At 70.7% G+C, this 22,734-nt stretch carries 21 protein-coding genes; 13 read left to right on the forward strand and 8 right to left on the reverse strand.

Annotation, left to right across the window (positions count from 1 at the left end; translation table 11 throughout):
• Positions 1-14 precede the first annotated feature (14 nt).
• Positions 15-1,007 (reverse strand): Gfo/Idh/MocA family protein, encoded by a 993-nt coding sequence (locus tag AB5J73_RS19965; protein WP_370971187.1) that lies wholly within the window; start codon positions 1,005-1,007, stop codon positions 15-17.
• Positions 1,008-1,103: 96 nt separating this feature from the next.
• Here AB5J73_RS19965 and AB5J73_RS19970 point away from each other — a divergent pair, with 96 nt between their 5' ends.
• From AB5J73_RS19970 to AB5J73_RS20025, 12 genes are all read left to right on the forward strand, one after another.
• Positions 1,104-2,051: an ABC transporter substrate-binding protein gene (locus tag AB5J73_RS19970; RefSeq protein WP_370971188.1), complete on the forward strand. Its 948-nt coding sequence runs from the start codon at positions 1,104-1,106 to the stop codon at positions 2,049-2,051.
• Positions 2,038-2,916 carry an amino acid ABC transporter permease gene (locus AB5J73_RS19975; protein WP_370971189.1) on the forward strand — a complete coding sequence of 293 codons (879 nt, stop codon included), beginning with the start codon at positions 2,038-2,040 and terminating at the stop codon, positions 2,914-2,916. The genes AB5J73_RS19970 and AB5J73_RS19975 overlap by 14 nt, the downstream gene beginning before the upstream one ends.
• Positions 2,909-3,676 (forward strand): amino acid ABC transporter ATP-binding protein, encoded by a 768-nt coding sequence (locus tag AB5J73_RS19980; RefSeq protein ID WP_370971190.1) that lies wholly within the window; start codon positions 2,909-2,911, stop codon positions 3,674-3,676. The genes AB5J73_RS19975 and AB5J73_RS19980 overlap by 8 nt, the downstream gene beginning before the upstream one ends.
• Positions 3,673-5,391 carry an aminotransferase class V-fold PLP-dependent enzyme gene (locus tag AB5J73_RS19985; RefSeq protein ID WP_370971191.1) on the forward strand — a complete coding sequence of 573 codons (1,719 nt, stop codon included), beginning with the start codon at positions 3,673-3,675 and terminating at the stop codon, positions 5,389-5,391. The genes AB5J73_RS19980 and AB5J73_RS19985 overlap by 4 nt, the downstream gene beginning before the upstream one ends.
• Before the next feature lie 54 nt (positions 5,392-5,445).
• Positions 5,446-5,823: a hypothetical protein gene (locus AB5J73_RS19990; RefSeq protein ID WP_370971192.1), complete on the forward strand. Its 378-nt coding sequence runs from the start codon at positions 5,446-5,448 to the stop codon at positions 5,821-5,823.
• A gap of 10 nt (positions 5,824-5,833) precedes the next feature.
• A complete protein-coding gene (locus AB5J73_RS19995; protein WP_370971193.1) occupies positions 5,834-7,105 on the forward strand; it encodes a WD40 repeat domain-containing protein in 1,272 nt (423 codons plus the stop codon).
• Between the two features lie 196 nt (positions 7,106-7,301).
• Entirely contained in the window at positions 7,302-8,870 is a 1,569-nt protein-coding gene (locus tag AB5J73_RS20000; RefSeq protein ID WP_370973243.1) for an alpha/beta hydrolase, read from the forward strand.
• A gap of 154 nt (positions 8,871-9,024) precedes the next feature.
• The gene (locus AB5J73_RS20005; RefSeq protein WP_370971194.1) at positions 9,025-9,924 is read left to right on the forward strand and encodes an ABC transporter ATP-binding protein; all 900 of its coding nucleotides are present in this window, start codon (positions 9,025-9,027) and stop codon (positions 9,922-9,924) included.
• Positions 9,921-10,652: an ABC transporter permease gene (locus AB5J73_RS20010; RefSeq protein WP_370971195.1), complete on the forward strand. Its 732-nt coding sequence runs from the start codon at positions 9,921-9,923 to the stop codon at positions 10,650-10,652. Before AB5J73_RS20005 ends, AB5J73_RS20010 begins: the two co-directional genes overlap by 4 nt.
• 45 nt (positions 10,653-10,697) lie before the next feature.
• The gene (locus AB5J73_RS20015; protein ID WP_370971196.1) at positions 10,698-11,318 is read left to right on the forward strand and encodes a hypothetical protein; all 621 of its coding nucleotides are present in this window, start codon (positions 10,698-10,700) and stop codon (positions 11,316-11,318) included.
• Positions 11,315-11,626 (forward strand): transcriptional regulator, encoded by a 312-nt coding sequence (locus tag AB5J73_RS20020; protein WP_370971197.1) that lies wholly within the window; start codon positions 11,315-11,317, stop codon positions 11,624-11,626. The genes AB5J73_RS20015 and AB5J73_RS20020 overlap by 4 nt, the downstream gene beginning before the upstream one ends.
• Position 11,627: 1 nt before the next feature.
• Positions 11,628-12,938 carry a DNA polymerase IV gene (locus AB5J73_RS20025; protein ID WP_370971198.1) on the forward strand — a complete coding sequence of 437 codons (1,311 nt, stop codon included), beginning with the start codon at positions 11,628-11,630 and terminating at the stop codon, positions 12,936-12,938.
• A 2-nt stretch (positions 12,939-12,940) separates the two neighbouring features.
• Here AB5J73_RS20025 and AB5J73_RS20030 read toward each other — a convergent pair whose 3' ends face one another.
• The 5 genes from AB5J73_RS20030 to AB5J73_RS20050 all read right to left on the reverse strand — a co-directional run bounded on the left by AB5J73_RS20030 (position 12,941) and on the right by AB5J73_RS20050 (position 18,375).
• Positions 12,941-13,987 carry a glycoside hydrolase family 88 protein gene (locus AB5J73_RS20030; protein ID WP_370971199.1) on the reverse strand — a complete coding sequence of 349 codons (1,047 nt, stop codon included), beginning with the start codon at positions 13,985-13,987 and terminating at the stop codon, positions 12,941-12,943.
• Between the two features lie 101 nt (positions 13,988-14,088).
• The gene (locus AB5J73_RS20035; RefSeq protein WP_370971200.1) at positions 14,089-14,757 is read right to left on the reverse strand and encodes a FadR/GntR family transcriptional regulator; all 669 of its coding nucleotides are present in this window, start codon (positions 14,755-14,757) and stop codon (positions 14,089-14,091) included.
• Positions 14,758-14,771: 14 nt separating this feature from the next.
• Positions 14,772-15,797, reverse strand: coding sequence for an ABC transporter permease (locus AB5J73_RS20040; RefSeq protein WP_370971201.1), 1,026 nt, complete (start codon positions 15,795-15,797; stop codon positions 14,772-14,774).
• On the reverse strand, positions 15,794-17,332 hold the full coding sequence (locus tag AB5J73_RS20045; RefSeq protein WP_370971202.1) for a sugar ABC transporter ATP-binding protein: 1,539 nt from the start codon (positions 17,330-17,332) through the stop codon (positions 15,794-15,796). The genes AB5J73_RS20040 and AB5J73_RS20045 overlap by 4 nt, the downstream gene beginning before the upstream one ends.
• Positions 17,333-17,400: 68 nt before the next feature.
• On the reverse strand, positions 17,401-18,375 hold the full coding sequence (locus tag AB5J73_RS20050; protein WP_370971203.1) for a substrate-binding domain-containing protein: 975 nt from the start codon (positions 18,373-18,375) through the stop codon (positions 17,401-17,403).
• Positions 18,376-18,756: 381 nt separating this feature from the next.
• Here AB5J73_RS20050 and AB5J73_RS20055 point away from each other — a divergent pair, with 381 nt between their 5' ends.
• Positions 18,757-19,884 carry a CapA family protein gene (locus AB5J73_RS20055; protein WP_370971204.1) on the forward strand — a complete coding sequence of 376 codons (1,128 nt, stop codon included), beginning with the start codon at positions 18,757-18,759 and terminating at the stop codon, positions 19,882-19,884.
• Positions 19,885-20,337: 453 nt separating this feature from the next.
• Here AB5J73_RS20055 and AB5J73_RS20060 read toward each other — a convergent pair whose 3' ends face one another.
• Entirely contained in the window at positions 20,338-21,348 is a 1,011-nt protein-coding gene (locus AB5J73_RS20060) for a family 2 encapsulin nanocompartment cargo protein polyprenyl transferase (protein WP_370971205.1), read from the reverse strand.
• The gene (locus AB5J73_RS20065; protein ID WP_370971206.1) at positions 21,345-22,733 is read right to left on the reverse strand and encodes a family 2B encapsulin nanocompartment shell protein; all 1,389 of its coding nucleotides are present in this window, start codon (positions 22,731-22,733) and stop codon (positions 21,345-21,347) included. The genes AB5J73_RS20060 and AB5J73_RS20065 overlap by 4 nt, the downstream gene beginning before the upstream one ends.
• Position 22,734: the final 1 nt, after the last annotated feature.

The raw sequence follows: 22,734 nt of genomic DNA on the forward strand, positions 1-22,734 counted from the left end.
CATGAAGGTGCCCCTCACGGCGTTCGGCTCGGTTCGCGCGGCGAGAGCCCGGCGGCGCGGTAGATCTCGTCGATCACGGTCATCGTCGCCACCGCGTCGGCCGCCGAGGTCTTCACCGGCTCGCCGCGCAGGACCGCCGCCGCGAACGCGTCCAGCTGGTAGGCGTACGACGCCCGGCGCGGGAACTTCTCCGTGCGCCGCGACTCGCCGACCCGCACCGAGAAGCGGTGGAAGGCCTGGGGGGCCACCGGGTTCAGCACCGAGAGCGACCCCTTCGAACCGATCACCTTGGCGCTGATCTTCAAGAGGGACGACGACCACAGCGAGCACGTCACCCGGCCCGTGTGGCCCGACGGATAACGCACCTCGGCCGTCATCGCCCGGTCGACCCGAGGTGACCGCAGCTTCGCCGAAGCCGAAACGACCGACGGCGTCTCGCCGCCGAGCGTCCGGGCCAGGTGGACCGCGTAGCAGCCCGCGTCCATCGTCGCCCCGCCCGCGAGGTCGTAGTCGTAGCGGATGTCCGAGAACTTCGGCAGCGGGAAGCACACCGCCGTCTCCACGCGCTCGAGCGCGCCCAGCTCGCCCGACGTGATGATCTCCTCGGCCCGCAGTGCCAGCGGGTGGTAGCGGTAGTGGAACGCCTCCATCACGACGTGGTCCGAGGTCGCCGCCAGGTCGCTGATCTCCCGCGCCTCCGCCGCGTTGGCCGTGAACGGCTTCTCGCACAGCACGTGCTTCCCGGCGGCCAGCGCGGCCCGCGTCCACCGGCCGTGCAGGCCGTTCGGCAGCGGGTTGTAGACGGCGTCGACGTCCGGGTCGGCGAGCAGCGCCTCGTAGGACGGGTGCGCCTGCGGGATGCCGTGGCGATCCGCAAACGTTTGCGCGCGATCCAGCGACCGTGCGGCGACCGCGACGACGTCGACTTCGGAGCTGGAGGAAGCGGGCTTGACCAGGGCGGTGGGGGCGATGCGCGCCGCACCCAGGACGCCGATCCGCAGGCTCATGCGGCGAAGCTAGCACCGGACAAGATTTCAACAGCCAGTTGACCTCTTCAACAACGAGTTGTACCGTTCCGGCCAGCCGATCAGTGGAGGTCCGTTATGTCCCGTTCACGCGCCGCACAGGCGGTGTTGCTCGCGAGCCTGGCCGTCCTGGTGACCGCCTGCGGTGGTGGCCCGGACGGCGCGGGCGGGACGTCGCAAGCGGCCGGCGCGCCCGCGTCCGGCATCCCGGACACGGCCGCGATCGTCCAGGGCGTGCAGAAGGACGCCCAGCTCAACGCCGCCCTGCCGGACAACGTCAAGCAGGCGGGCCTGCACCTGGCGTCGAACCTGCAGTCCGCGCCCAACAACTTCTACGCCGCCGACGGCAAGACCCCCATCGGCTACGAGGTCGACCTCGCCAAGGCGATCGCCGCCAAGCTCGGCGTCCCGGTGGCCCACCAGGACATGGCGTTCGGCTCGCTCATCACCAGCCTCCAGTCCGGCCGCATCGACCTGACCATGGCCGGCATGAACGACACCAAGGCCCGCCAGGCGCAGATCGACTTCGTCGACTACTTCACCTCGGGCATCACGATCATGATCCGCAAGGGCAACCCGGACGGCATCACCGGCCCGGACACCCTGTGCGGCAAGAACGTCGCCGTCGTGCAGGGCACCAGCCACCAGAAGTTCGCCGAAGCGCAGAGCACCAAGTGCACGCAGGCGGGGAAGCCCGCGGTGAACGTCACCGCGACCGACAGCGACAACCAGAACCAGAACCAGCTGCGCACCGGTCGCGTCGCCGCGATCCTCAACGACCTGCCCAGCGCCGTCTACATCTCGCGCACCGCGGGCGAGGGCAAGTTCTTCGAGGTCGTCCCAGGTGAGCCGATCGAAGGCGGGCCGTACGGCATCGGCGTCAACAAGGCGAACACAGTGCTGCGCGACTCCGTGCAGAAGGCGCTGCAGGCCCTGATCGCCGACGGCACCTACGGCAAGATCCTGCAGGCCTGGGGCGTCGAACAGGGCGCGATCAAGGAGGCCGCGGTCAATGGCGGCTCCTGAGCCAATCCCGATCGTCCGGCTCCGCCACTGGGGCCGGTGGGTCGCCGCCGCGATCATCCTGGCGCTGCTCGTGCTGCTGGGCGTCGCGCTCGGCAACGCGCAGATCGAGTGGCACCAGGTCCCGGACTTCGTGTTCTACAAGGTGATGGCGACCGGCCTGCTCAACACCGTCGTGCTGGCGGTGCTGTCCCAGGCCGTCGCGATCGTGCTCGGCATCGTCATCGCCCTGCTGCGCCGCAGCGCCAACCCGGTCGCGCGGTGGTTCGCCGCCGGGTACATCTGGATCTTCCGCGGGCTTCCGGTGCTGCTGCAGATCCTGCTCTGGTACAACCTGGCGCTCGTCTTCCCGGTGATCGACATCCCGTTCCTGGTCCACGAGCAGACGAACGTGCTGATCAGCGCGTTCACCGCCGCGTTCCTCGGCCTCGCGCTCAACGAGAGCGCGTACATGGCCGAGATCGTCCGGGCCGGGCTGAACAGCGTCGACAGCGGGCAGACCGAGGCGGCGAAGTCGATCGGCATGACGCCGGCCGCGACGCTGCGCCGGGTCGTGCTGCCGCAGGCGATGCGCGTGATCATCCCGCCGACCGGCAACGACTTCATCAACATGCTCAAGGGCACGTCGATGGCGTCGGTGATCGGCGTGACCGAGCTGATCCACGCGGCCAACAACATCTCGTCCAACAACCTGCTGGTCATGGAAACGCTGCTGGCCGCGGCCGTCTGGTACATGGTGGTCGTGACCGTCGCCGGCGTCGGCCAGCACTACCTGGAGCGCTCGTTCGGGCAGGCCGACCGCGGGCCGCTCGCCCGCGCGGGCAAGGCGTTGCGCGGCGTGCCGCTGGTGAGGAGTGCCCGTGTCTGAGCCGCTGCTGCGCGCCGTCGGCGTCCGGAAGTCCTACGGCCACACCGAAGTCCTCGGCGGCATCGACCTCGAAGTCCGCAAGGGGCAGGTCGTCTGCCTGCTCGGCCCGTCCGGCGCCGGGAAGAGCACGTTCCTGCGCTGCATCAACCACCTGGAGACGATCGACGCCGGCCAGATCTGGGTCGACGGCGAGCCGATCGGCTTCCGCCAGCGCGGCGGCAAGCTGTACGAACTGCGCGAACGCGACGTCGCCCGGCAGCGCCGGGACATCGGCATGGTGTTCCAGCGGTTCAACCTCTTCGCCCACCGGACCGCGCTGGAGAACGTCGTCGAGGGCCCGATCCGGGTGCTCGGCCTGAAGCCCGAAGACGCGCGGAAGCAGGGGCTCGAGCTGCTCGACCGGGTCGGGCTCGCGCACCGCGCCGGCGCGTACCCGGCGCAGCTGTCCGGCGGGCAGCAGCAGCGCGTGGCGATCGCGCGGTCGCTGGCGATGAAGCCGAAGCTGATGCTGTTCGACGAGCCGACGTCGGCACTGGACCCGGAGCTGGTCGGGGAGGTGCTCGAAGTGATGAGTACGTTGGCGGGGGAGGGGATGACGATGGTCGTCGTGACGCACGAGATGAGCTTCGCCGCGGAGGCCGCCGACGAGGTGGTGTTCCTGGCCGACGGCGCCGTCGTCGAGACCGGGCCGCCGTCGGAGGTGCTGAGCGCGCCGAAGCACGAGCGGACCCGGCAGTTCCTGGCGAGGATCCTCGCGTGACGCGGATTTCGCCCCGGTACCTGCTGCAGTTCGACGAGCCCGCCGGGTACCTCGACTTCGCCCGGTTCGGCCCGCCGTCGCACGCGGTGCTCGACACGACGGCCGCCCTGCTCGACCAGGCCACCACGGCCGGCCCGTCCACTGTGGACGAATTGATGCGGCAGGAGGTCCGGGCCAAGGCCGCCGCGGCGCGGCTGTCCGGTTCGGACACCGACCACACCGTGCTGCTGCCGCACACGAGTCTCGGGTTGTTCCAGGCCGCGTTCCACAGCTCCGGCGAGGTCCTGGTGTCGGCGGCGGAGTTCCCCGCCAACACCTACCCGTGGGCCCGCGCCGAACAGGCGGGGCGCCTCACGCTGCGGCGCCTGACCGGCGGTTACGTCACCCCCGAGCGGGTCGCCGAAGCGCTGACGCCGGAGATCACCACGGTGAGCGTCAGCGCGGTCGACTTCCGCACCGGCTTCCGCGCCGACCTGGCCGCGCTGCGCGACGTCGTCGGTGACCGGCTGCTGGTCGTCGACGGCATCCAGGGCTTCGGCGTGATCGAGGCGCCCTGGGAGGTCGCGGACGTGCTGGTCGTCGGCGGGCAGAAGTGGCTGCGCGCGGGCTGGGGCACCGGCTTCGCGGTGCTGTCCGACAACGCGCTGGAGCGGATGGACCCGGTGCTGTCGGGCTGGACCGGCGCGCGCGACCCCGGCCTGTTCGACGACGAGATCCACGCGCCGGACGCCACCGCGCAGGCCTGGTCGATCTCGAACCTCAGCCCGATCACGTCCGGGGCGTTCGCCGAGGCGCTCGAGCTCGTCGAGGACGCCGGGGTGCCCGCCATCGCGGCGCGGATCGCCGAGCGGATCGGATCGTTCGAGGAGGTGCTGGCCTCGTGCGGCGCCGAAGTGGTGTCCGCGGTGGACCGGCGGGCGGGGATCCTGGCGTTCACGCTGCCCGGCCACCCCGCCGAGCAGGTCGGCGCGGCACTGGCCAACGCCGGGATCGCGGCGACCGTGCGGCCCGAGCACGTCCGCCTGTCGCCGCACGCGTCGACCCCGGCGGCCGCGGCGGACCTGCTGCGTTCGGCGTTGGAGACGTTGACCGCGCCGCGTGAGCCGCTGGTCGTCCCGGCCGCGGGCGCGACCACGCACGAGGTGCTCACCGCGCTGGTCCCGGCGATCCCGGGACTCGCGGCGATGCTGGGGCCGGGCAACGAGGTGCTGCTGCACGACCTGAGCCGGCTGCCGGACTCGATCGTCGCCATCGCCGGCGACCTGACCGGCCGCAGCGTCGGCGGGCCGATGACCGACCTGCTGCTCGGGCTGGTCCGCCGCGGCACCACGCAGGACCTGACGAACTACCGCACGCACGGCCCGGACGGCCGCCCGATCCGCTCGTCGACGCTGTTCCTGCGCGACGCCGACGGGGTGGCGGTCGGCTGCCTGTGCGTCAACAGCGTCGACGCGTCGGCCTCGGCCGGCGGCAACGGCGAGCCGGAGACTTTCCCACCGGACGTGGACAGCCTGCAGCGGTTCCTCGTCGACCGGGCGGTCACCAAGGCCGGCATCCCGGTGGACCTGATGAAGAAGCGGCACAAGGCCGCGGTGGTCCGTGAACTCGACGAGGCCGGTTATTTCCTCATCAAGGACGCGGTCGACCACCTGGCCGGGCGGCTCGACGTCACGCGCTACACGATCTACAACTACCTCAACGAAATCCGGGCTTGAGGCCTGCCCGAACGGACCTTGATTCCGGCGTTCCCCGGGCGCACCATGGCGCGCATGACCGAACCGGACACCCGGGCGCTGGTGCGGCTCGAGGCGGAGGGCGGAGCCGACGAGGAGGAACTCGACCGGCTCGCCCGCCGGCTGCGCGCCGAGCTGGGCGAGCTGGACGTGGACCTGCTGGCCGCGCCCGGCGAGCTCCCGCCGGGCGCGAAAGCCGCGGACCCGGTGACGATCGGCTCCCTGGTGGTGGCGTTCAGCGCGGCCGGCGGCGTGTTCCCGGGGTTGGTGGAGACGCTGAAGGAGTGGCTGGCCCGGCAGGCGGGCAAGCACCGGATCAAGGTGACGATCGACGGGGACACGGTCGAGCTGGAGCGGGCGACGTCGGCGGAGCGGCAGGAGCTGATCGAGGCCTTCGTCCGGCGCCATGCCTAGCGGGGCCGACTTGACCAGTGCCGACCCGGCGGGAAAGCCCGACGACGTCGCGTCGAACTCGGTATCCGGAGACGTCGCGGGTGTTGTCGTCCAGGCAGGCACCGTCTGGGGCGATGTCACCGTGAACCTCGCCGGCGAAGACTCGCGGCTACGTCCGGCGAAGAAGGTCACCACGTTCTCGTACGGTTCCGGGCGCGGTGTCCTGCTGAACCACAAGATCACCTCGGCGGTCAGCGGATCCGGACTGCTGGCGACCTCGAGCACCGACGGGCAGCGCACGCTCTGGAACGGACGGACCGGCCTGCGACTGCATTCCGTCCGGGCGTACACCGACCCCGTGCGCAGGTACGACTTGTCGCCCGGGATGTCCATCGCGGCAGACGGTTCGTTCTTCGCCTGCGAGGGGCTGCGACGAGGATCAGTAGCTGTTCACGACGCTCGATCGGGCGCCAGGATTCACCACCTGGGTGCGATCGGAGATCCCGCCGACAGCGGCATCAGGCGCTTTTTGCACAACTCGCCGGCAGCGAACGACAGAGGGAGCTACTTCGGTCCCGGCGGTCGAATCGCAGTCACGGTCGAGTTCGGAAAGTGGCGGGTCTGGAGACTTGCCGACGGCAGGGAGCTGTGGTCCGGCGGGCGCGATCCGGTCAGTGGTGTCACCATCAGCTCCGACGACAGCTTCCTGGTGGCGACCGGCCTGAACTACTGCAAAGACGACCAGGGCTGCTACGAAGTGCAGGTCGTGGCGGACATCGATCGCCCGGTCGGCAGTGCGGCGATTCGCACCTTCACCATCCTGCGCGGAGAGAATGAGAGCACGTGCCGAGTCTCCTTCGCGCTGAGTGGAGACGACTCGTTGCTCGCCATCTCCACCACATCCGGCGTCTTCGTCCACGACCCGCTCACCGGCGCCTTGGTGACTGTCGTGGACAGTGGCACTCACATCGAAAGCACTGTCCCCCCGGTGAAGTTCTGCGGAGACAGGGTCCTGAGCATCGAGTTCTCGTGGGGGTGGCAATTGTGGGATCTGGAGTCGGGTAGCCGAATCATGGAGCTGCGCAGCTTCTCCCACGCCTTCGCCGCGTCGGCTGATGGTGCTCTCGTCGCCGCCTACGACGAGCAAAACCGGGATGTGGGCTTGTGGGACACCTCGAGCGGCCGGATCGTCGAGCGCGTTCCCGCTGACGGTGTGCGTGGCTTGTTGTTCTGTGAAGGCGGGCAGCTGCTGATCTACGGCACCAAGAACCGGGCCGAGATGTGGCAGGTCCAAGGCAGCTGAGGTGGCTGGGCCGCCGGTCGAGCCGGCTCTCCCCGCGATCCACGCGGCGGCCCGGCAATTGCCGCGCCATCCGATTTCCGCCTTTAGTAGGGCCCTGCCCCTTCGGACCTGCCCGAAAAGCGCGTCCGGGTCTAGGGTTCACCCGCCCGGAGTCGCAGGGGAAAGGGAGAAAACAGTGAGACGTGCCAGTTTTGCCGTGGTCGCCGCCGCCGCGGTGGCGGCCGCGCTCGTGGCCGCGCCAGGTGCGACCGCCGCGACCGCTGCGCCGGCCGCGCCGGCCGCGCCCGCGTCGATCGCCTGGGGTGCGTGCACCGATCCGACGCTCGTCGCCGCCGGGGCCGAGTGCGGGTTCCTGGGGGTGCCGCTGGACTACCGCAAGCCGGGCGGGGAGCAGGTGCAGCTCGCCGTCAGCCGCGTCAAGCACAAGGTTCCGGACGCGCAGTACCAGGGGGTCATGCTCACCAACCCGGGCGGGCCCGGCGGGTCCGGCCTGCTGCTGGCCACCCGTGGGCCGCGCGTGCCCAACCACGCCGGGGACGCCTACGACTGGGTCGGCTTCGACCCGCGCGGTGTCGGTTCCAGCAAGCCCGCGCTGAGCTGCGACCCGAACTACATGGACTACGACCGGCCCGAGTACGTGCCGATCACCCCGCAGCTGGAGAAGACCTGGCTGAACCGCTCCAAGGGGTACGCCGAGGCCTGCGCGAAGAACAACTCCAAGGCCCTGCTGGAGAACATGAAGACGACCGACACGGTCCAGGACATGGATTCCATCCGGAAGGCGCTCGGCCAGAAGCAGCTGAACTTCTACGGCTACTCCTACGGCACCTACCTCGGCCAGGTCTACGGCTCGCTGTACCCGCAGAACGTGCGCCGGATGGTGCTCGACTCGACGGTCGACCCGCGCGGTGTCTGGTACGGCGACAACCTCAACCAGGACGTCGCCTTCGACAAGAACATCCTCATCTGGTTCGGCTGGCTCGCCCAGCACGACGACGTCTACCACCTCGGCAAGACGCAGTCGGCGGTGCAGCGGGTGGTCAACGAGCAGCTGCTCAAGACGTCCTTCAACCCGGCCGGTGGCGTGATCGGGCCGGACGAGATCCTCGACGTCATCCAGCAGGCCAGCTACTACCAGCTGCGGTGGACGCTGCTGGGCGACGCGCTGTCGCGGTTCGTGAACAACGGTGACTGGCAGAACTGGAAGACGCTGTTCGAGGCGTTCGGCGGCCGCGGCGACGACAACGGCTACGCGGTCTACCTCGCCGTGCAGTGCACCGACGTCCAGTGGCCGCAGAGCTGGAACCAGTGGAAGCGCGACAACTGGCGGACCTTCGCCAAGGCGCCGTACTTCACCTGGCAGAACGCCTGGTTCAACGCGCCCTGCCTGTACTGGCCCGCGAAGGCCGGGACGCCGACCAAGATCGACGGTCGCGGCGTGCAGAGCGTCCTGATGATCGACGAGACGCTCGACGCGGCGACGCCGTACGAGGGCAGCCTCGAGGTCCGCAGCCGGTTCCCGGGCGCTTCGCTGATCGCGGAGCCGGGCGGCACCAGCCACGCGATCACCCCGCGCGGCAACGCCTGCGTCGACAACAAGATCGCCGACTACCTGGCGACGGGTGCGCTCCCGGCCCGCAAGCCGGGTCGCACGGCCGACGTCGAGTGCGCCCCGCTGCCGCAGCCGACGCCGCCGGCGCCGACCGCCGCGAAGGCCGACGTAGCCGCGACACAGGGCCTCGTCGCCGGGCGGTTCACCGGCTGACCTGCGGAAACCCTGACGAACGGGGTGCCGGGCACGCTGCCCGGCACCCCGTTTCGCGTTCTCTTCACCGCCGTGGGCTTTGAGTCTGCGCGGACTTTGTGTTACAAAGTGAGCCATCGAGTTTGAAACGCAAAGTCCACGAAAGGAGGACGCCATGACTGGGGGACCGGCGTTCGCACTCCACGGCCTGACCAAGCGGTTCGGCCGGGTCACGGCGGTCGGCGGCGTGTCCGTCGAGGTCGCGCGCGGCGAGGTCGTCGCGCTGCTCGGGCCGAACGGCGCGGGCAAGTCGACCACCGTCGACATGCTGCTCGGCCTGACCAAGCCGGACGCGGGGGAGGTGACCGTCGCCGGGGGCAGCCCGCGCGAGGCCGTCGACCGGGGGCTGGTCGGCGCGATGATGCAGAACGGCGCGCTGCTGCCGGACGCCACGGTCGGCGAGATCGTCGACCTGATCGTCTCGACGCACGCGAAGCCGCTGCCCGCGGCCGAGGTGATCGCCCGCGCCGGCCTGACTGACCTGGTCAAACGCCGCTGCGGCAAGCTTTCCGGCGGCGAGCGGCAGCGGGTCCGGTTCGCGCTCGCGCTGGCCGGCGACCCGCAGCTGCTCGTGCTCGACGAGCCGACCGCCGCGATGGACGTCGACGGCAGGCGCGCGTTCTGGGCGGCCATCCGCGAGTTCGCCGCGACCGGCCGGACCGTCCTGTTCGCGACGCACTACCTCGCCGAGGCCGAGGACTACGCCGACCGCGTCGTGCTGATGCGCCACGGCGCCGTCGTCGCCGACGGCCCGGTCGCCGAGATCCGGGCCGCGGTGTCCGGCCGCGTGCTCAAGGCCGTCGTGCCCGGCGCGACCGAAGCCGCGCTGGCCGCGCTGCCCGGCGTCACGAGCGTGCAGCTGCGCGCCGGCCGCGCCGAGCTGGCCTGCGCCGACTCCGACGCCGCCGTCCGCGCCCTGCTCGCCGCGCACCCGGCGGCGTCCGACATCGAAATCGCCGCGCTCGGCCTCGAAGAGGCCTTCCTGGCGCTGACCGCCGAGGAGGCAGCCGCGTGAACACCACCTACCTGAGCCTCGAAGTCAAGCGGATCGTCCGCAGCCCGCAGTTCACGATCTTCACCATCGGCATGCCGGTCGCGATGTTCCTGCTGTTCGGGTCGATCTTCGGCAAGCTGGTCGCGCCCAACGGCCTGCCCGCCGACGTCCAGACCATGATCAACCTGGCCGCGTACGGCGCGAGCGGCGGCGCGCTGTTCACCGGCACCCGGGTCGCGCAGGAACGCACCGACGGCTGGCAGCGGCAGCTGCGGCTCACGCCGATGCGCGGGCCGGGCTACCTGCTCGTCAAGGTGCTCTCGGCGATGGCCGTCGCGCTGCCGGTGCTCGTCGTGCTCTTCGCCGCCGGGCTCGCGATGGGCGTCGAGATGACCGCGGCCCAGTGGGGTCTGGTCCTGGTGTCGCTGTGGCTCGGCGTGCTCCCGTTCGCGGTGCTGGGCCTGGCGATCGGCCTGTTCGGCAAGGGCGACACGGTCGGCGCCGTCACCGGCGCGCTGATGATGCCGCTCGGCATGCTCGGCGGCCTCTGGATCCCGCTCTACGTCCTCCCGGACTGGATGGCGACGCTCGCGCACTTCTTCCCGACGTACTGGCTGGGCCGCGTCGGTCTCGAACCGCTCGCGCACGCCGGCGGCACCGGGTTCGCGGTGCTCGTGCTGGCCGGGTGGCTGGTCGTTCCCGCGCTGGTGGTGGTTCGCCGGTTCCGGCTGGACACGGCCAGGCTCTGAGTGCGTGTTAGCTTCCGTGCAACGCACGGGAGGAGGGCGGACCAGGTGGAAGACGAGCCGATGTCGGCCGAGGAGTCGCTGAACCTGATCGCTCGGCAGTCCCGGCGGAACCAGCGCGAACTCGGCGGGGGCCCGGCGCGGATGCTCGCCGCCTGGGCCTTCGCCTGGCTCGTCGGCTGGGGCTTCACCTACGTCACCACGCGGTCCTGGGTGGCGGTGCCCGGCTGGGTCGCCGGCGCGATCGTCGTCCCGGTGCTGTTCCTCGGGGCCATGGCCTACACCACCTACACCAGCATCCGCTCCGGCCGCGGCATCCGCGGGCCGTCCCGCACGATCGGCGCGATGTACGGCTACGGCTGGGCGCTCGCCTCGATCGGGCTGCTGGTCGTCGACATCCGGATCACGCAGTTCCAGGTGCTCTCCTCCGACCAGGTGTCGCTGCTGTGGTCGGGCACCTGGCTGCTGATCACCGGCGTGATGTACCTGGCTGGCGGCATGGTCTGGCAGGACAAGCTGATGTACGGCCTCGGCGCGTGGATGATCGTGTCGGCGGCGCTGAGCGTGCTCGTGGGCTACCCGCACAACTTCCTCGTGCTCACGGTGTGCGGCGGTGGCGGGTTCCTGCTCGCCTCGATCGTGTACTTCGCCCGCGAGAAGCGCCGATGAGCGAACTGCCGCAGCTCGACCCCGTCATCCACGCCCAGGCGCGGCTGCGCGTCACCGTCGCGCTCGCCGGCCTGCGCACCGGCGACCAGATCACCTTCCCGCGGCTGCAGCAGCTCCTCGACATGACGGCCGGCAACCTTTCGACGCACCTGCGCAAGCTCGAGGACGCCGAGTACGTCGAGATCACCAAGGCCTACGAGCACCGCACGCCGGTCACCCTGGTCCGGCTGACCGGCCGCGGGCGGGCCGCGTTCGAGAGCTACACCCAGGCGCTCCACCAGCTGCTGGACGCCACCGGCGGGGACTGACGTGGCCCGCTGGGTGATCCACCTCGACCTGGACGCCTTCTACGCCTCGGCCGAGCAGCTCACCCGCCCGACGCTGGCCGGGCGCCCGGTGCTCGTCGGCGGGCTCGGCCCCCGCGGTGTCGTCGCCGGTGCCAGCTACGAGTCCCGCGCGTTCGGCATCAAGTCGGCGATGCCGATGGCCCAGGCGCGGCGGCTGCTGCCGGCGAACGGCGTCATCGTGCCGCCGCGGTTCCGCGTCTACGAGCGGCTCAGCCAGGAGGTGTTCGCCGTCGTCTCCGCGGTGGCGCCGGTGCTGGAGAAGATCTCGCTCGACGAAGCCTTCGCCGAACCGCCGTCGCTCGTCGGTGCTCCGCTGGACGCCGTCACGGAGTTCTGCGCTTCGCTGCGGGCGCGGATCCGCGCGGAAACCGGCCTGGTGGCGTCGATCGGCGCGGGGAACGGCAAGCAGATCGCGAAGATCGCGTCCGACGAGGCCAAGCCGGACGGGCTGCTGGTCGTGCCGCAGGGCACCGAGCGGGAGTTCCTGGCGCCGCTGCCGGTGCGCGCGCTGTGGGGGATCGGCCCGGTCGCGGAGGGCAAGCTGCGGTTCATCGGCGTCCAGACGCTCGGGCAGCTGGCGGCACTGTCCGAACAGGACGCCGTGGCCACGCTCGGCGGCGTGGTCGGCCGCGACCTGCGCCGGCTCGCGACCGGCGCCGACGACCGCCCGGTGGCCGGGCGCGCCGAAACCAAGCAGGTCAGCGCCGAGACGACGTTCGACACCGACATCAAGGACCTGGCCTCCTTGAAGGCGGAGGTCCGGCGCATCGCGGTCGGCGCGCACCAGCGCCTGCTCAAGGCCGAGCGCGTGGCGCGGACGGTGGTGATCAAGCTGCGGCACACCGACATGCACACGGTGACCCGCTCCGAGACGATCTCCGCCCCGACCGACGACCTGGCCGAGCTGGCCGCGACAGCGGAGCGCCTGCTCCTGGACCCGGCGGAGTTCGGCGGCATCCGGCTGGCGGGGGTGGCCTACAGCGGCCTTTCGGTGCCGCACCAGGACGCGCTGTTCACCCTGGCGGCCCCCGCGGTGCCGTCGGCGTCGACGGTGGTCACCGCGGCGACCCCGGCCCCCACGGCCCCTTCGGAGTGGCGCCAGGGCAACGACGTGGCCCACGAGGAGTTCGGCACGGGCTGGGTCCAGGGCGCGGGCCACGGCCGGGTGACGGTCCGCTTCGAGCACCGCACTTCGGGCCCGGGCGTCGCCCGCACCTTCCCCCAGTCGGACCCGGCCCTGCGCCGCGGCGACCCCGGAGACTGCCTGAAGTAGCCCTACTCGGCGGAGCAGCCCTGCAGTTTCGCCACTTCCTGGCCGGCCAGCAGGAACGCGCCGACGCCGTAAGCCGCGGTGTCCGTGGGCTTCGCCGTCGCCGGGCGGTCGCCCACCGGCTGGACGTAGCCGACCTTGCCGTCCGCCTGCAGCGCCTTCGTCGACAGTGCCGTCCACGCCTTGTCGGCCACCGGGCGGAACCGGGCGGCGTCGAGGACGCCCGCGTTGACGCCCCAGCCGATGCCGAACGCGAAGAACGCCGTGCCGCTCGTCTCCGGGCCGCCGTGGTTCCACGGGTTCAGCAGGTCCGAGTTCCAGAAGCCGTCACGGCGTTGCACCGACGCCAGCGAAGCCGCCATCTTCTTGAACACCCGCAGGTATTCCGGCCGCCGCGGGTCGGCGGCCGGGAGGACCTGCAGCACCTTCGTCAGCGCCGCCAGGGCCCAGCCGTTGCCGCGCGACCAGAACACGCCCGAGCCCTTGAACCGCTCGTCGCGGTACCACAAGCCGGTGAACTCGTTGTACAGCTTGTGTTCCGACGTCCGGAAGAGCCGGTCCATCGCGTCCAGATAGGACGGATCGTGGTCGATCAGGCTCATCCGGGCGAACGACGGCATCGCCATGTTCAGCGCGTCGACGTAGTTCCAGTAGTCCCGGTGCCCCGCCTGCACGGACGCCACTTCGTCCCGGATCCGGGTGCGGATCGAGTCGAGCGGGATCTCCGGGTGGAAGTAGGTGTACAGGTCCAGGTACGCCTCGCCGGCCGCCTGGTTGTCCGGGAAGAACGGCCGCTTCGGGTCGAGCGGCAGCTGGTAGCCGTTCGCCTGCGCCCACGGGTACGTCTTGTGGTTGGACTGGCCGGTGGTCCGGACCAGTGCCAGGTTGCCGACGTGGAACGTCGCGTTCTGCCAGTCGGCCGGGTCGGGGTTCGTCCCGTTGGCGGCCCAGTAGTCGCCCGCGGCGACCATTTCGTCCGCGACGGCGCAGGTCGCCGCGGCAGCGGCGGGGGCAGTGAACAGACCGCCCGCCAGTGCCGCGGCCGCGAGCACGCCAAAACCGCGAATTCCCGGGAAACGCATGGAAGCGTCCTCCTCATCACGTCATGGCGGCGGTCATCCGCAGGCGAGTGAAGCGCTTCCCGGTGGGCGTGTCAAGGTGCCGATGAGCGGTACGGCGCAACGGTTTCCAGCAGCCGGCGCGACGCGGCTTCGGCTCCGTCGGCGTTCTTCGCGAGCACCAGTGTCAGCACCCGGGAATGCGCGACGAGCTCCATCGGCTCGCCGTGCGCGGTCAGCGCGGCCACCACGGGAACCTGCAGCTGCGCGATCAACGCGTTCCCGGACGCGCGGATCAGCGCCGCGTGGAAGCGCGAGTCGGCTTCCCCGAACGCCGCGGCGTCGGAACGCTCGACCGCGTCCGCCATCAGCTCGTAGGCCGCGGCCATCGCCGACAGCTCGTCCGGGCGCCGGTGCCCCGCGGCCATCCGCGCCGCCTGCGGCTCGATCGCCAGCCGCAGTTCCAGCAGCTCCCGCAGGTGCTTGCGGCGGTCGGGCCCGTTGACGCGCCACGCGATGACGTCCGGGTCGATCGCGTCCCACGCGTCGGGCGGCAGCGTCCAGGTGCCGACCCGCGGGCGCGCGGTGACCATGCCCTTGGACTCCAGGACGCGCAGTGCCTCGCGCACCACCGTCCTCGACGCCGAGAACCGGCGCCCGAGCTCCTCGGGGACGAGCGGCTGCCCGTCCCCGAGGACGCCTTCGACGATGAGCCTGCCCAGTTCGTCGACGATGCGCGCGTGCAGGCTCCGTGGACCGCTCACCGCCGCCGCCCGCGCTACTCGGGCAGGCCGACGCGGCGCTCCCCGCTGCGCAGCTGCTGCAGCACGACCGCGATCACCAGCAGAGCGCCGTGGGCGACGTTCTGCCAGAACGGGTTGATGCCCAGCCCGGACATGCCGTTGTCGAGCACGCCCAGGATGATCACCGCGAGCACGGTGGAGATGATCGAGCCGCGGCCGCCCTTGAGCATCGTCCCGCCGAGCGCGGCGCCGGTGACGGCCTGCAGCTCCAGGCCTTCCGACCCGGACGTCGGCTGGCCGGAGCCGGTGCGCGCGGTGATCAGCACGCCCGCGATCGCCGCGACCACGCCGACCAGCGCGTACACGCCGATGATGTACCGGTTGATGTTGATGCCGGCCAGCCGCGCCGCGGTGTCGTTGCCGCCGATCGCGTAGACGTTGCGGCCGATGTCGGTGTACTTCAGCAGGAAGTGCAGCAGCGCCGCGACGATCAGGAACACCCAGACCAGCGACGGCAGCCCGAGCACGGACCCCTTGGCCAGGAAGATGAACAGGTCGTCGCCGCCGGTGTAACCCTGCGCCTTGCCGTCGGAGATCACCTGCGCGATGCCCTTGTAGGTGGCGAGCATCGCCAGCGTCGCGACCACCGGGTTGACCCGGCCGAAGATGATGATCATGCCGTTGACCAGGCCGCAGAGGATGCCGACGCCGACCGCGGCGAGGATGCCGACCTCGGAGTTGCCGGTCGAGGTGAACACCATCGCCGAGACGACCGAGGCGAGCCCGGCCATCGAGCCGACCGAGATGTCCAGCGCGCCCAGGATGATCACCAGGGTCTGGACCAGGGCCAGCAGTCCCATGATGGTGATCGCGCTGCCGATGAGCAGCAGGTTGTTGGTGCGGAAGAAGTTCTCGTTCAGCACGCTCAGCAGGATCACCAGCGCGATGAGCGTGATGATCAGGCTCGAGTTCTGCACGCCGATGCCGGTCAGCACCCGGCGCGCGGCGCTCGGTCGCGCGGGTGCGGCGGGGGCCGAGGTTTCCTTCGTGGGGGTGGTCATGCGCCGATCTCCTGGGCTTCTTCCACGGCTGGTTCGGTTTCGGGGATGGCGAGGGTCAGCACGGCTTCCTCGGTCGCTTCTTCGCGGCCGATCTCGCCGGCCAGCCGCCCGGCGCGCATCACGAGGATGCGGTCGGCGAGCGTCAGCACCTCGGGCAGGTCGGACGAGATGACCAGCAGCGCGATGCCTTCCGCGGCGAGACCGTCGACGATCCGGTAGATCTCGGCCTTCGCGCCGACGTCGACCCCGCGCGTCGGCTCGTCGAGGATCAGCAGCTTCGGCCGCCGCGCGAGCCACCGCGCGAGGACGGCCTTCTGCTGGTTGCCGCCGGACAGCTTCCGGACTTCCTGCTCCATCGACGGCGTCCGCACGCGGAGCTCGCGCACGTACTCCTCGACGAGCGCGCGTTCCTTCGCCCGCTTCACCACGCGGAACCGGCGAAGGCGGTCGAGGACGGCGATGGAGACGTTGTCGCGCACGGACCGCTGCATGAGCAACGCGTCCGTCTTGCGCTCTTCGGGGGCGAAACCGATGCCCGCCTTCACGGCGTCGCCCGGGTTGTGCGCGCGCAGCCGCTTGCCGTCGAGTTCCACCGTCCCGGACCGGATCGGCAGGTCGCCGACGATCGCGCGGGCCAGCTCCGAGCGCCCGGCGCCGACCAGTCCCGCGAGGCAGACGACCTCGCCCGCGCGGACCTGCAGCGAGATGCCGGTGACGTCGTCGGTCGTGACGTCGTCGAGCTTCAGGACGACGTCGCCGGTGTCCTGCGTGACGCGGCGCTCGAGGGCCGACAGGTCGCGGCCGATCATCATCCGGACCAGGCCGGGCTCGTCGGTCTCGGAGACCTGCTGGACGCCGACGAGCTTCCCGTCGCGCAGCACGGCGACGCGGTCGGCGAGCTGGAAGATCTCCTTCATCCGGTGCGAGACGTAGACGACCGCGACCCCGCTGTCGCGCAGCCGGCCGATCAGCCGGAACAGCGCCTCGACCTCGTGCTCGGACAGCGACGACGTCGGTTCGTCGAACGCGATCACCTTCGGCGGGGTGGCCGCGGTGAGCACGCGCAGGATCTCGACGAGCTGGCGCTGGGCGGCGGAGAGGGCGACGCCGAGCGTGGCCGGGTTGAGCACGCCCTCGAAGCCGTATTCGGCGAGCGCGTCGTGCGTGGCCTTCATGAGCGTGCGGCGGTTGAACACCCGGCCCTTCGCGGGGAGTTCGCCGACGAAGACGTTCTCCGCCACCGAAACGTGCGGGATGATCTCGGGTTCCTGGTAGATCACGCGGACCCCGGCGGCCATCGCCGCGCGCGGGGTGTCGAACGCGACCTCGGTGCCGTCGAGCAGGAGGCGCCCGTCGTCGGGGCCCTGGTCGCCGGAGAGGACGCGCAGCAGCGTCGACTTGCCGGCGCCGTTTTCGCCCATCAGCGCGAGGACTTCGCCGGAGCGGAACTCCAGCGAGACGTCGTCGAGTGCGGTGACCCCGGAGAAGCGCTTGCCGATGCCCTCGACGGCGAGCGCGGGTGAAGAGGAGGACATGGTCGCCCTTCGGCGGTCGAGCCCGTACCCGGCACTTTCACGTGAAAGTGCGGGGTACGGGAGTTCGGTCAGGTGCAGTTGACGCCGGCCTGCTTGTAGTTGTCCTTGTTGACGATCGTGGTCTTCGCGATCGTCTCCGCGGGCAGCTCCTTGCCGTTCTTCACCTTGTCGACGAGCACCTGGATCGCCGAGCGGCCGACCTCGGCGCCGGAGATGTAGAGCGCGGACTTGTTCCCGGTGTCCTTGCCCGCGGCCCAGTCCTTGCAGGTGAGGTACGCGCCGAGCCCGACGCCGATGATGTTGTTCGCCTGCACGCCCGAGTTGGCGAGCGCGGTCACGACACCGGTTTCGTTCTCGTCGTTGCAGCCCCACACGACCCAGTGCTTGACGCCCGGGTTGGAGCCGATCACCGCGCCGGAGCGGTTCTGCGCGTCGACGGGGGAGTTGTCGGTGCCGACGTCGATCACCTGGACGTCCGCGCCGCCCGACTTCTGGAACGCGGCCTTCGCGGCGTTGACGCGGTCGGTGCAGACGGTGAGGTCCTGCTTGTAGGCGCTGATGATCTTCGTGTCGGCGGCGGTCCAGCCGGCGGCCTTGAACAGCTTCCCGGCCTCGGTGCCGACCGAGTCGCCCATCTGGCTGCCGTTGAAGCCGACGAACGCGGCCTTCGCGCCGGTGCCGTCCTTGATGACGTCGTCGGACGCGATCAGCGGGATGCCCGCGCTCTTCGCCTTGTCGATCACCTGCGGGCCGATGGCCTGGTCGGGGACGACGATGGCGATGCCGTTGGCGCCCTGCGCGACCGCGGCGTCGAGTTCGGTGATCGCTTTGTTGGCGTCCTGGCCGAGGTTGACGACCTTGAGCTCGACGCCGAGTTCCTTGGCTTTCTCCTGGGCTCCCTGCGCCTGCTCGACGAAGTACTGCTGGTCACCCTGCTTCTGCAGGTAGTACAGCGTGATCTTGCCGTTGGCCGGTGCTTGCTGCTGCGGTGCCGCCGTGTCCTTGCCGGAGGAGCACGAGGCCATCAGGACGCCGGAAATCAAACAACAACCAACAACGCTCCAGGTGCGAGACCTGTGCGGGTATGTGGACATCGAGTGCTCCCATGGGACCGGGGACGAGTGTTGCGGCTCGGTTACCACCGAGTGACTGGTATTACAAAACACCCGTTCGTGGAGCGTCAAGGCGCAGTTAGCGGAGCGAGACCTACTCTCCGTAGTTGCATCGTGGCATTCGCGAGGGTCATTTATCGTATTTTTTCCCCGCTGGGCTGCGCGTTGTCCGGTTTTGTCCTGTGCGAATGTTCTGATCGGTGTTGTCGACTGTGGTGGGAGTTTTCGATGACCGGGATGCCCTCTCTGCCGGGTTCGCCCGGCTGGCAGGATGGCCGGACGGCGTCCCGGACGACGTCGGGAGGGGGACCGATGACGAAGCACCGCGTCGCCGCGCTCGCCGGGGTCGCCGTCCTGGTGGCCGGGTGCAGCGGCACACCGCAGCAGTCCGGCCCGGCGCCGACGCCGTTCCCGGAGACGGCGTCTTCCTCGGCCGCCGCTCCGGACGGTTCGTTCAGCGTCGTGGCGACCGGCGACGTCCTGATCCACCCGGCGCTGACCGAGCAGGCCGAGGCCGACGGCGGCGGCAAGATCGACTACCGGCCGCTGCTGGCCGGGATCAAGCCGCTGATCTCCGGCGCCGACCTCGGGATCTGCCACCTCGAGACCCCGCTGGCACCGGAAGGCGGGCCGTACAGCGGGTACCCGTCGTTCAGCGCGCCCCCGGAGATCGCGGACGCGATCAAGGACACCGGCTACGACACGTGCTCGACGTCGTCCAACCACACGATCGACCAGGGCGCCGACGGCGTCACGCGCACGCTGGACAAGCTCGACGCCGTCGGCATCAAGCACACCGGCTCGGCCCGGTCGGCGGCGGAAGCGGCGAAGCCCCTGGTCATGGACGTCAACGGCGTCAAGGTGGCGCAGGTGTCGTACGCCTTCGGGTTCAACGGCATCAAGGTCCCGGCCGGCAAACCGTGGCTGGCCAACCAGATCGACGTCGACGACGTCCTGTCGGCGGCGCGCAAGGCGCGTGAGGCGGGCGCGCAGGTCGTGATCGCGAGCCTGCACTGGGGTGTGGAGTACCAGCACGAGCCGACGGCGGAACAGCGGTCGCAGGCGAAGAAGATCCTGGCGTCGGACGACGTCGACCTGATCATCGGCCACCACGCCCACGTGGTCCAGCCGTTCGAGAAGCTCGGCGACAAGTGGGTGGCCTACGGCCTGGGCAACAGCATCGCCCGCCACTCGGAACCCCGCGGCGACACCGAAGAGGGAGCGGCGGCGCGGTTCCGCTTCGTGCGCGATGGCGAGCGGTGGAAGGTCGACAAGGCGGAGTACGTGCCGACGTTGATCAAGCTGGACAACCCGATCCGGCTGCTCGACTTGTCGACTTCGGAGAAGTCTGGGCCGGTCACGAAGGCGCTGGCGGACACGGACAAGAACATCTTGAGCCTGAAGGCGGACAAGGACGGCTTGACCCGCCCGGGCAAGTGAAGGGTGCGACCGGCGGCGCTGCTTCGGTGACTTCGCGCGCGGCTTGAGTCGAGCGCGCGGGCGGCCCGGCGCGGCCTTGCGGGTTGCCCGGCCGGGCGCGGGCGCGCTGGGACTTGGGCGCGGTCCGCGGTTTGCAGCTGTGGCCGCGCCGGGCTCGCTTTGCTTGAGCAGATGATGCGAGCGCCCGGGGAGGCCTTGCGTGGTTGCCCGCTGGGCGCGGGTGTGGCCGTGCGGAGGTAGCGGCGATGGTCGTGGGTGCGGTTCGCGGTTCGCAGGCGTAGTCTCGCCGGGCCGAGCACGCGGGCGGCCCGGCGTCGCCCAGGCAAGCCGCCCTGCCGGGTGGCCGGGCCGTCCGCAGTGGACCCTGTCGTTCGCACGTGCGGCCGCGCCGACCGCACGTGCTGCTCCGGTGGCGCGCCGATCCCTCGCGCCGAACCCCTCCGGCCCGCGGCCTCAGTGCGTGCGGGTCGTGATCAGCCGGGCCAGTGCGGCCAGTTCTGCCGCCGGGCGGGGGACCGGGTTGACCGACGCCAGCTCCCGAAGTCCCTTCGCCACCAGCGCCGCCGCCTGGGCCTGGCTCCACTGGCGGCCGCCCGCGGACTCCACCAAGGTGGCCGCGCGGGCCAGCTGCGCCTCGTCCAGGGGGTCCGTGCCTTCGTAGAGCGACGCCAGTTCCGTGCCCGCCTCCGTGCCCGAGGACAGGGCCGTCACCACCGGGAGGGACTTCTTGCGGTTCTGCAGGTCCGAGTACACCGGCTTGCCCGTCTCGGCCGGGTTGCCCCAGATGCCGAGCAGGTCGTCGACGTGCTGGAACGCCAGGCCCACCGCGGTGCCGAACGCGCCGAACCGGTCCGGTGGCCGGGTGCCGTGGAGGGCGCCCAGTTCGCAGGCCGCGCCGATCAGGGCCGCCGTCTTGCCGGTGGCCATCCGGACGCACTCCGGTGGTGTGACGTCGTCGCGCTGCTCGAAGTCCAGGTCGGCGGCCTGGCCTTCCAGCAGGGCGAGCACGCCCTGCGACAACAGCTTCGCGCCTTCGGGGGTCAGCTCCTCGAACGCCAGGCTCAGCAACGCGTCCCCGGCGAGCACCGCGGGGCCGGTGCCGAACACCGTCCACGCCGTCGCGCGGTGACGGCGGGTCGTGTCGCCGTCCATGATGTCGTCGTGCAGCAGCGAAAAGTTGTGCACGAGCTCCACCGCGACGGCCGCCGGCACGGCCTCCGCCGGGTCGCCGCCCGCGGCCTCCGCGCACAGCAGGACCAGCGCGGGCCGCAACGCCTTGCCGCCGTCCGCCGAGGACGGTTCGCCCTGGGCGTCCCACCAGCCGAAGTGGTAGCCGGCGATCCGGCGCATCACGTCCGGCAGCCGGTCCGCGGCGGTGCGCAGCGCCGGGTCGACCAGACCCTTGCTCCACGCGAGAACCTCGGCGAGGGGACGGGCCGCCGTACGTGCGTCCATGGTCGTCATGCGATCCCGACCTCGACGTCGTCGAGAATGCCCAGCGCGTCCGGGACCAGCACGGCCGCGGAGTGGTAGGCGCTGACGAGGTAGGAGGTGACCGCGCGGTCCCCGGTCCCCATCAGCCGCACGTTGATGCCCGGCTGGTACTCGTCCGGGAGTTGTTTGGGACGCAAGCCGATCACCCCCGCGTCGTCCTCCCCGGTGCGCATCGCCAGGATCGACGTCGTCCCGGTGTCGGTCACCGGAATCTTGTCGCACGGCAGGATCGGCACGCCGCGCCAGGTCTGAACCCGTTTCCCATCCAGGACAACGGTATCCGGGTAGACCCGGTGGGCGGTGCAGGCCCGCCCGAACGCGGCGATCGCGCGGGGGTGAGCGAGGAAGAACTTCGTCTTCCGCCGCCGGCACAGCAGGTCGTCCATGTCCAGCGGTGTGGGTGGCCCGCTGCGGGTGGTGATCCGGTGCTTGAGCCCGGCGTTGTGCAGCAGCCCGAAGTCGGTGTTGGTGATCAGGTCGTGTTCCTGCCGTTCCCGCAACGCTTCCACGGTCAGCCGCAGCTGCTGTTCGAGCTGGTTGTGGGGCTGGTTGTAGAGGTCGGTGACGCGGGTGTGGACGTGCAGCACGGTTTGCGCGACGGCGAGTTCGTATTCGCGGGGTGCGGGGTCGTAGTCGACGTAGGTGCCGGCCAGGCGGGGTTCCCCGTCGTGCCCGGCGGACAGGTCGATGCTGGCTTCGCCCTTGGTGTTCTGCGGTTTCCGGGGCCGTGAAGCCGCTTCGGCCACGTGGGTGCGCAGCGATTGCAGGCGGCCGTTGAGGCGGGCGTAGGTCGCGGCGGGCAGGACGAGGGCGGTGACGCGGGTGGCGGCGCGGGCGGTGAAGCCCCAGGTGGCGTCGTCGCGGGTGAGCAGGTCGGCGCCGAGGTGGTCGCCGTCGGTGGCGGTGGTGAGGGCGGTGTCGTCGCCGTAGGGGCCGGTGCGGTGGCGGGTGACTTTCCCGTGCGCGATGAGGATGAGGGTGTCGAGCGGGGTGCCTTCGGTGAGCAGGGTCGCGCCGGGTTCGTATTCGCGGTGCTCGAACGCCTCCGCCAGCGCCCCGAGTGCGGTGTCGTCGCCGAAGCCGCGCAGGAGGGCGAGTTCGGTGAGTTCGGCGGGGACGACGTGGACGCGGGTGCCGGTGGTGTAGAAGGAGAGTTTGCCGTCGCCGAGGGTGTAGGTGAGGCGGCGGTTGACGCGGTAGCTGCCGGCGGGAACGTCGACCCACGGCAGCTGCGAGAGCAGCCAGCGCGGGGTGATGCCCCGCATCTGCGGCAGTGATTTGGTGGTGGTGGCCAGGGTCCGGGCCGCGGGCACACCGAGGGACAACTGCACCGAGGGTTCGTCGGTGACCGTCACG

Origin of the sequence: Amycolatopsis sp. cg9, from assembly GCF_041346945.1 — a bacterium.
In the GTDB taxonomy this organism is placed as follows: Bacteria; Actinomycetota; Actinomycetes; order Mycobacteriales; family Pseudonocardiaceae; genus Amycolatopsis.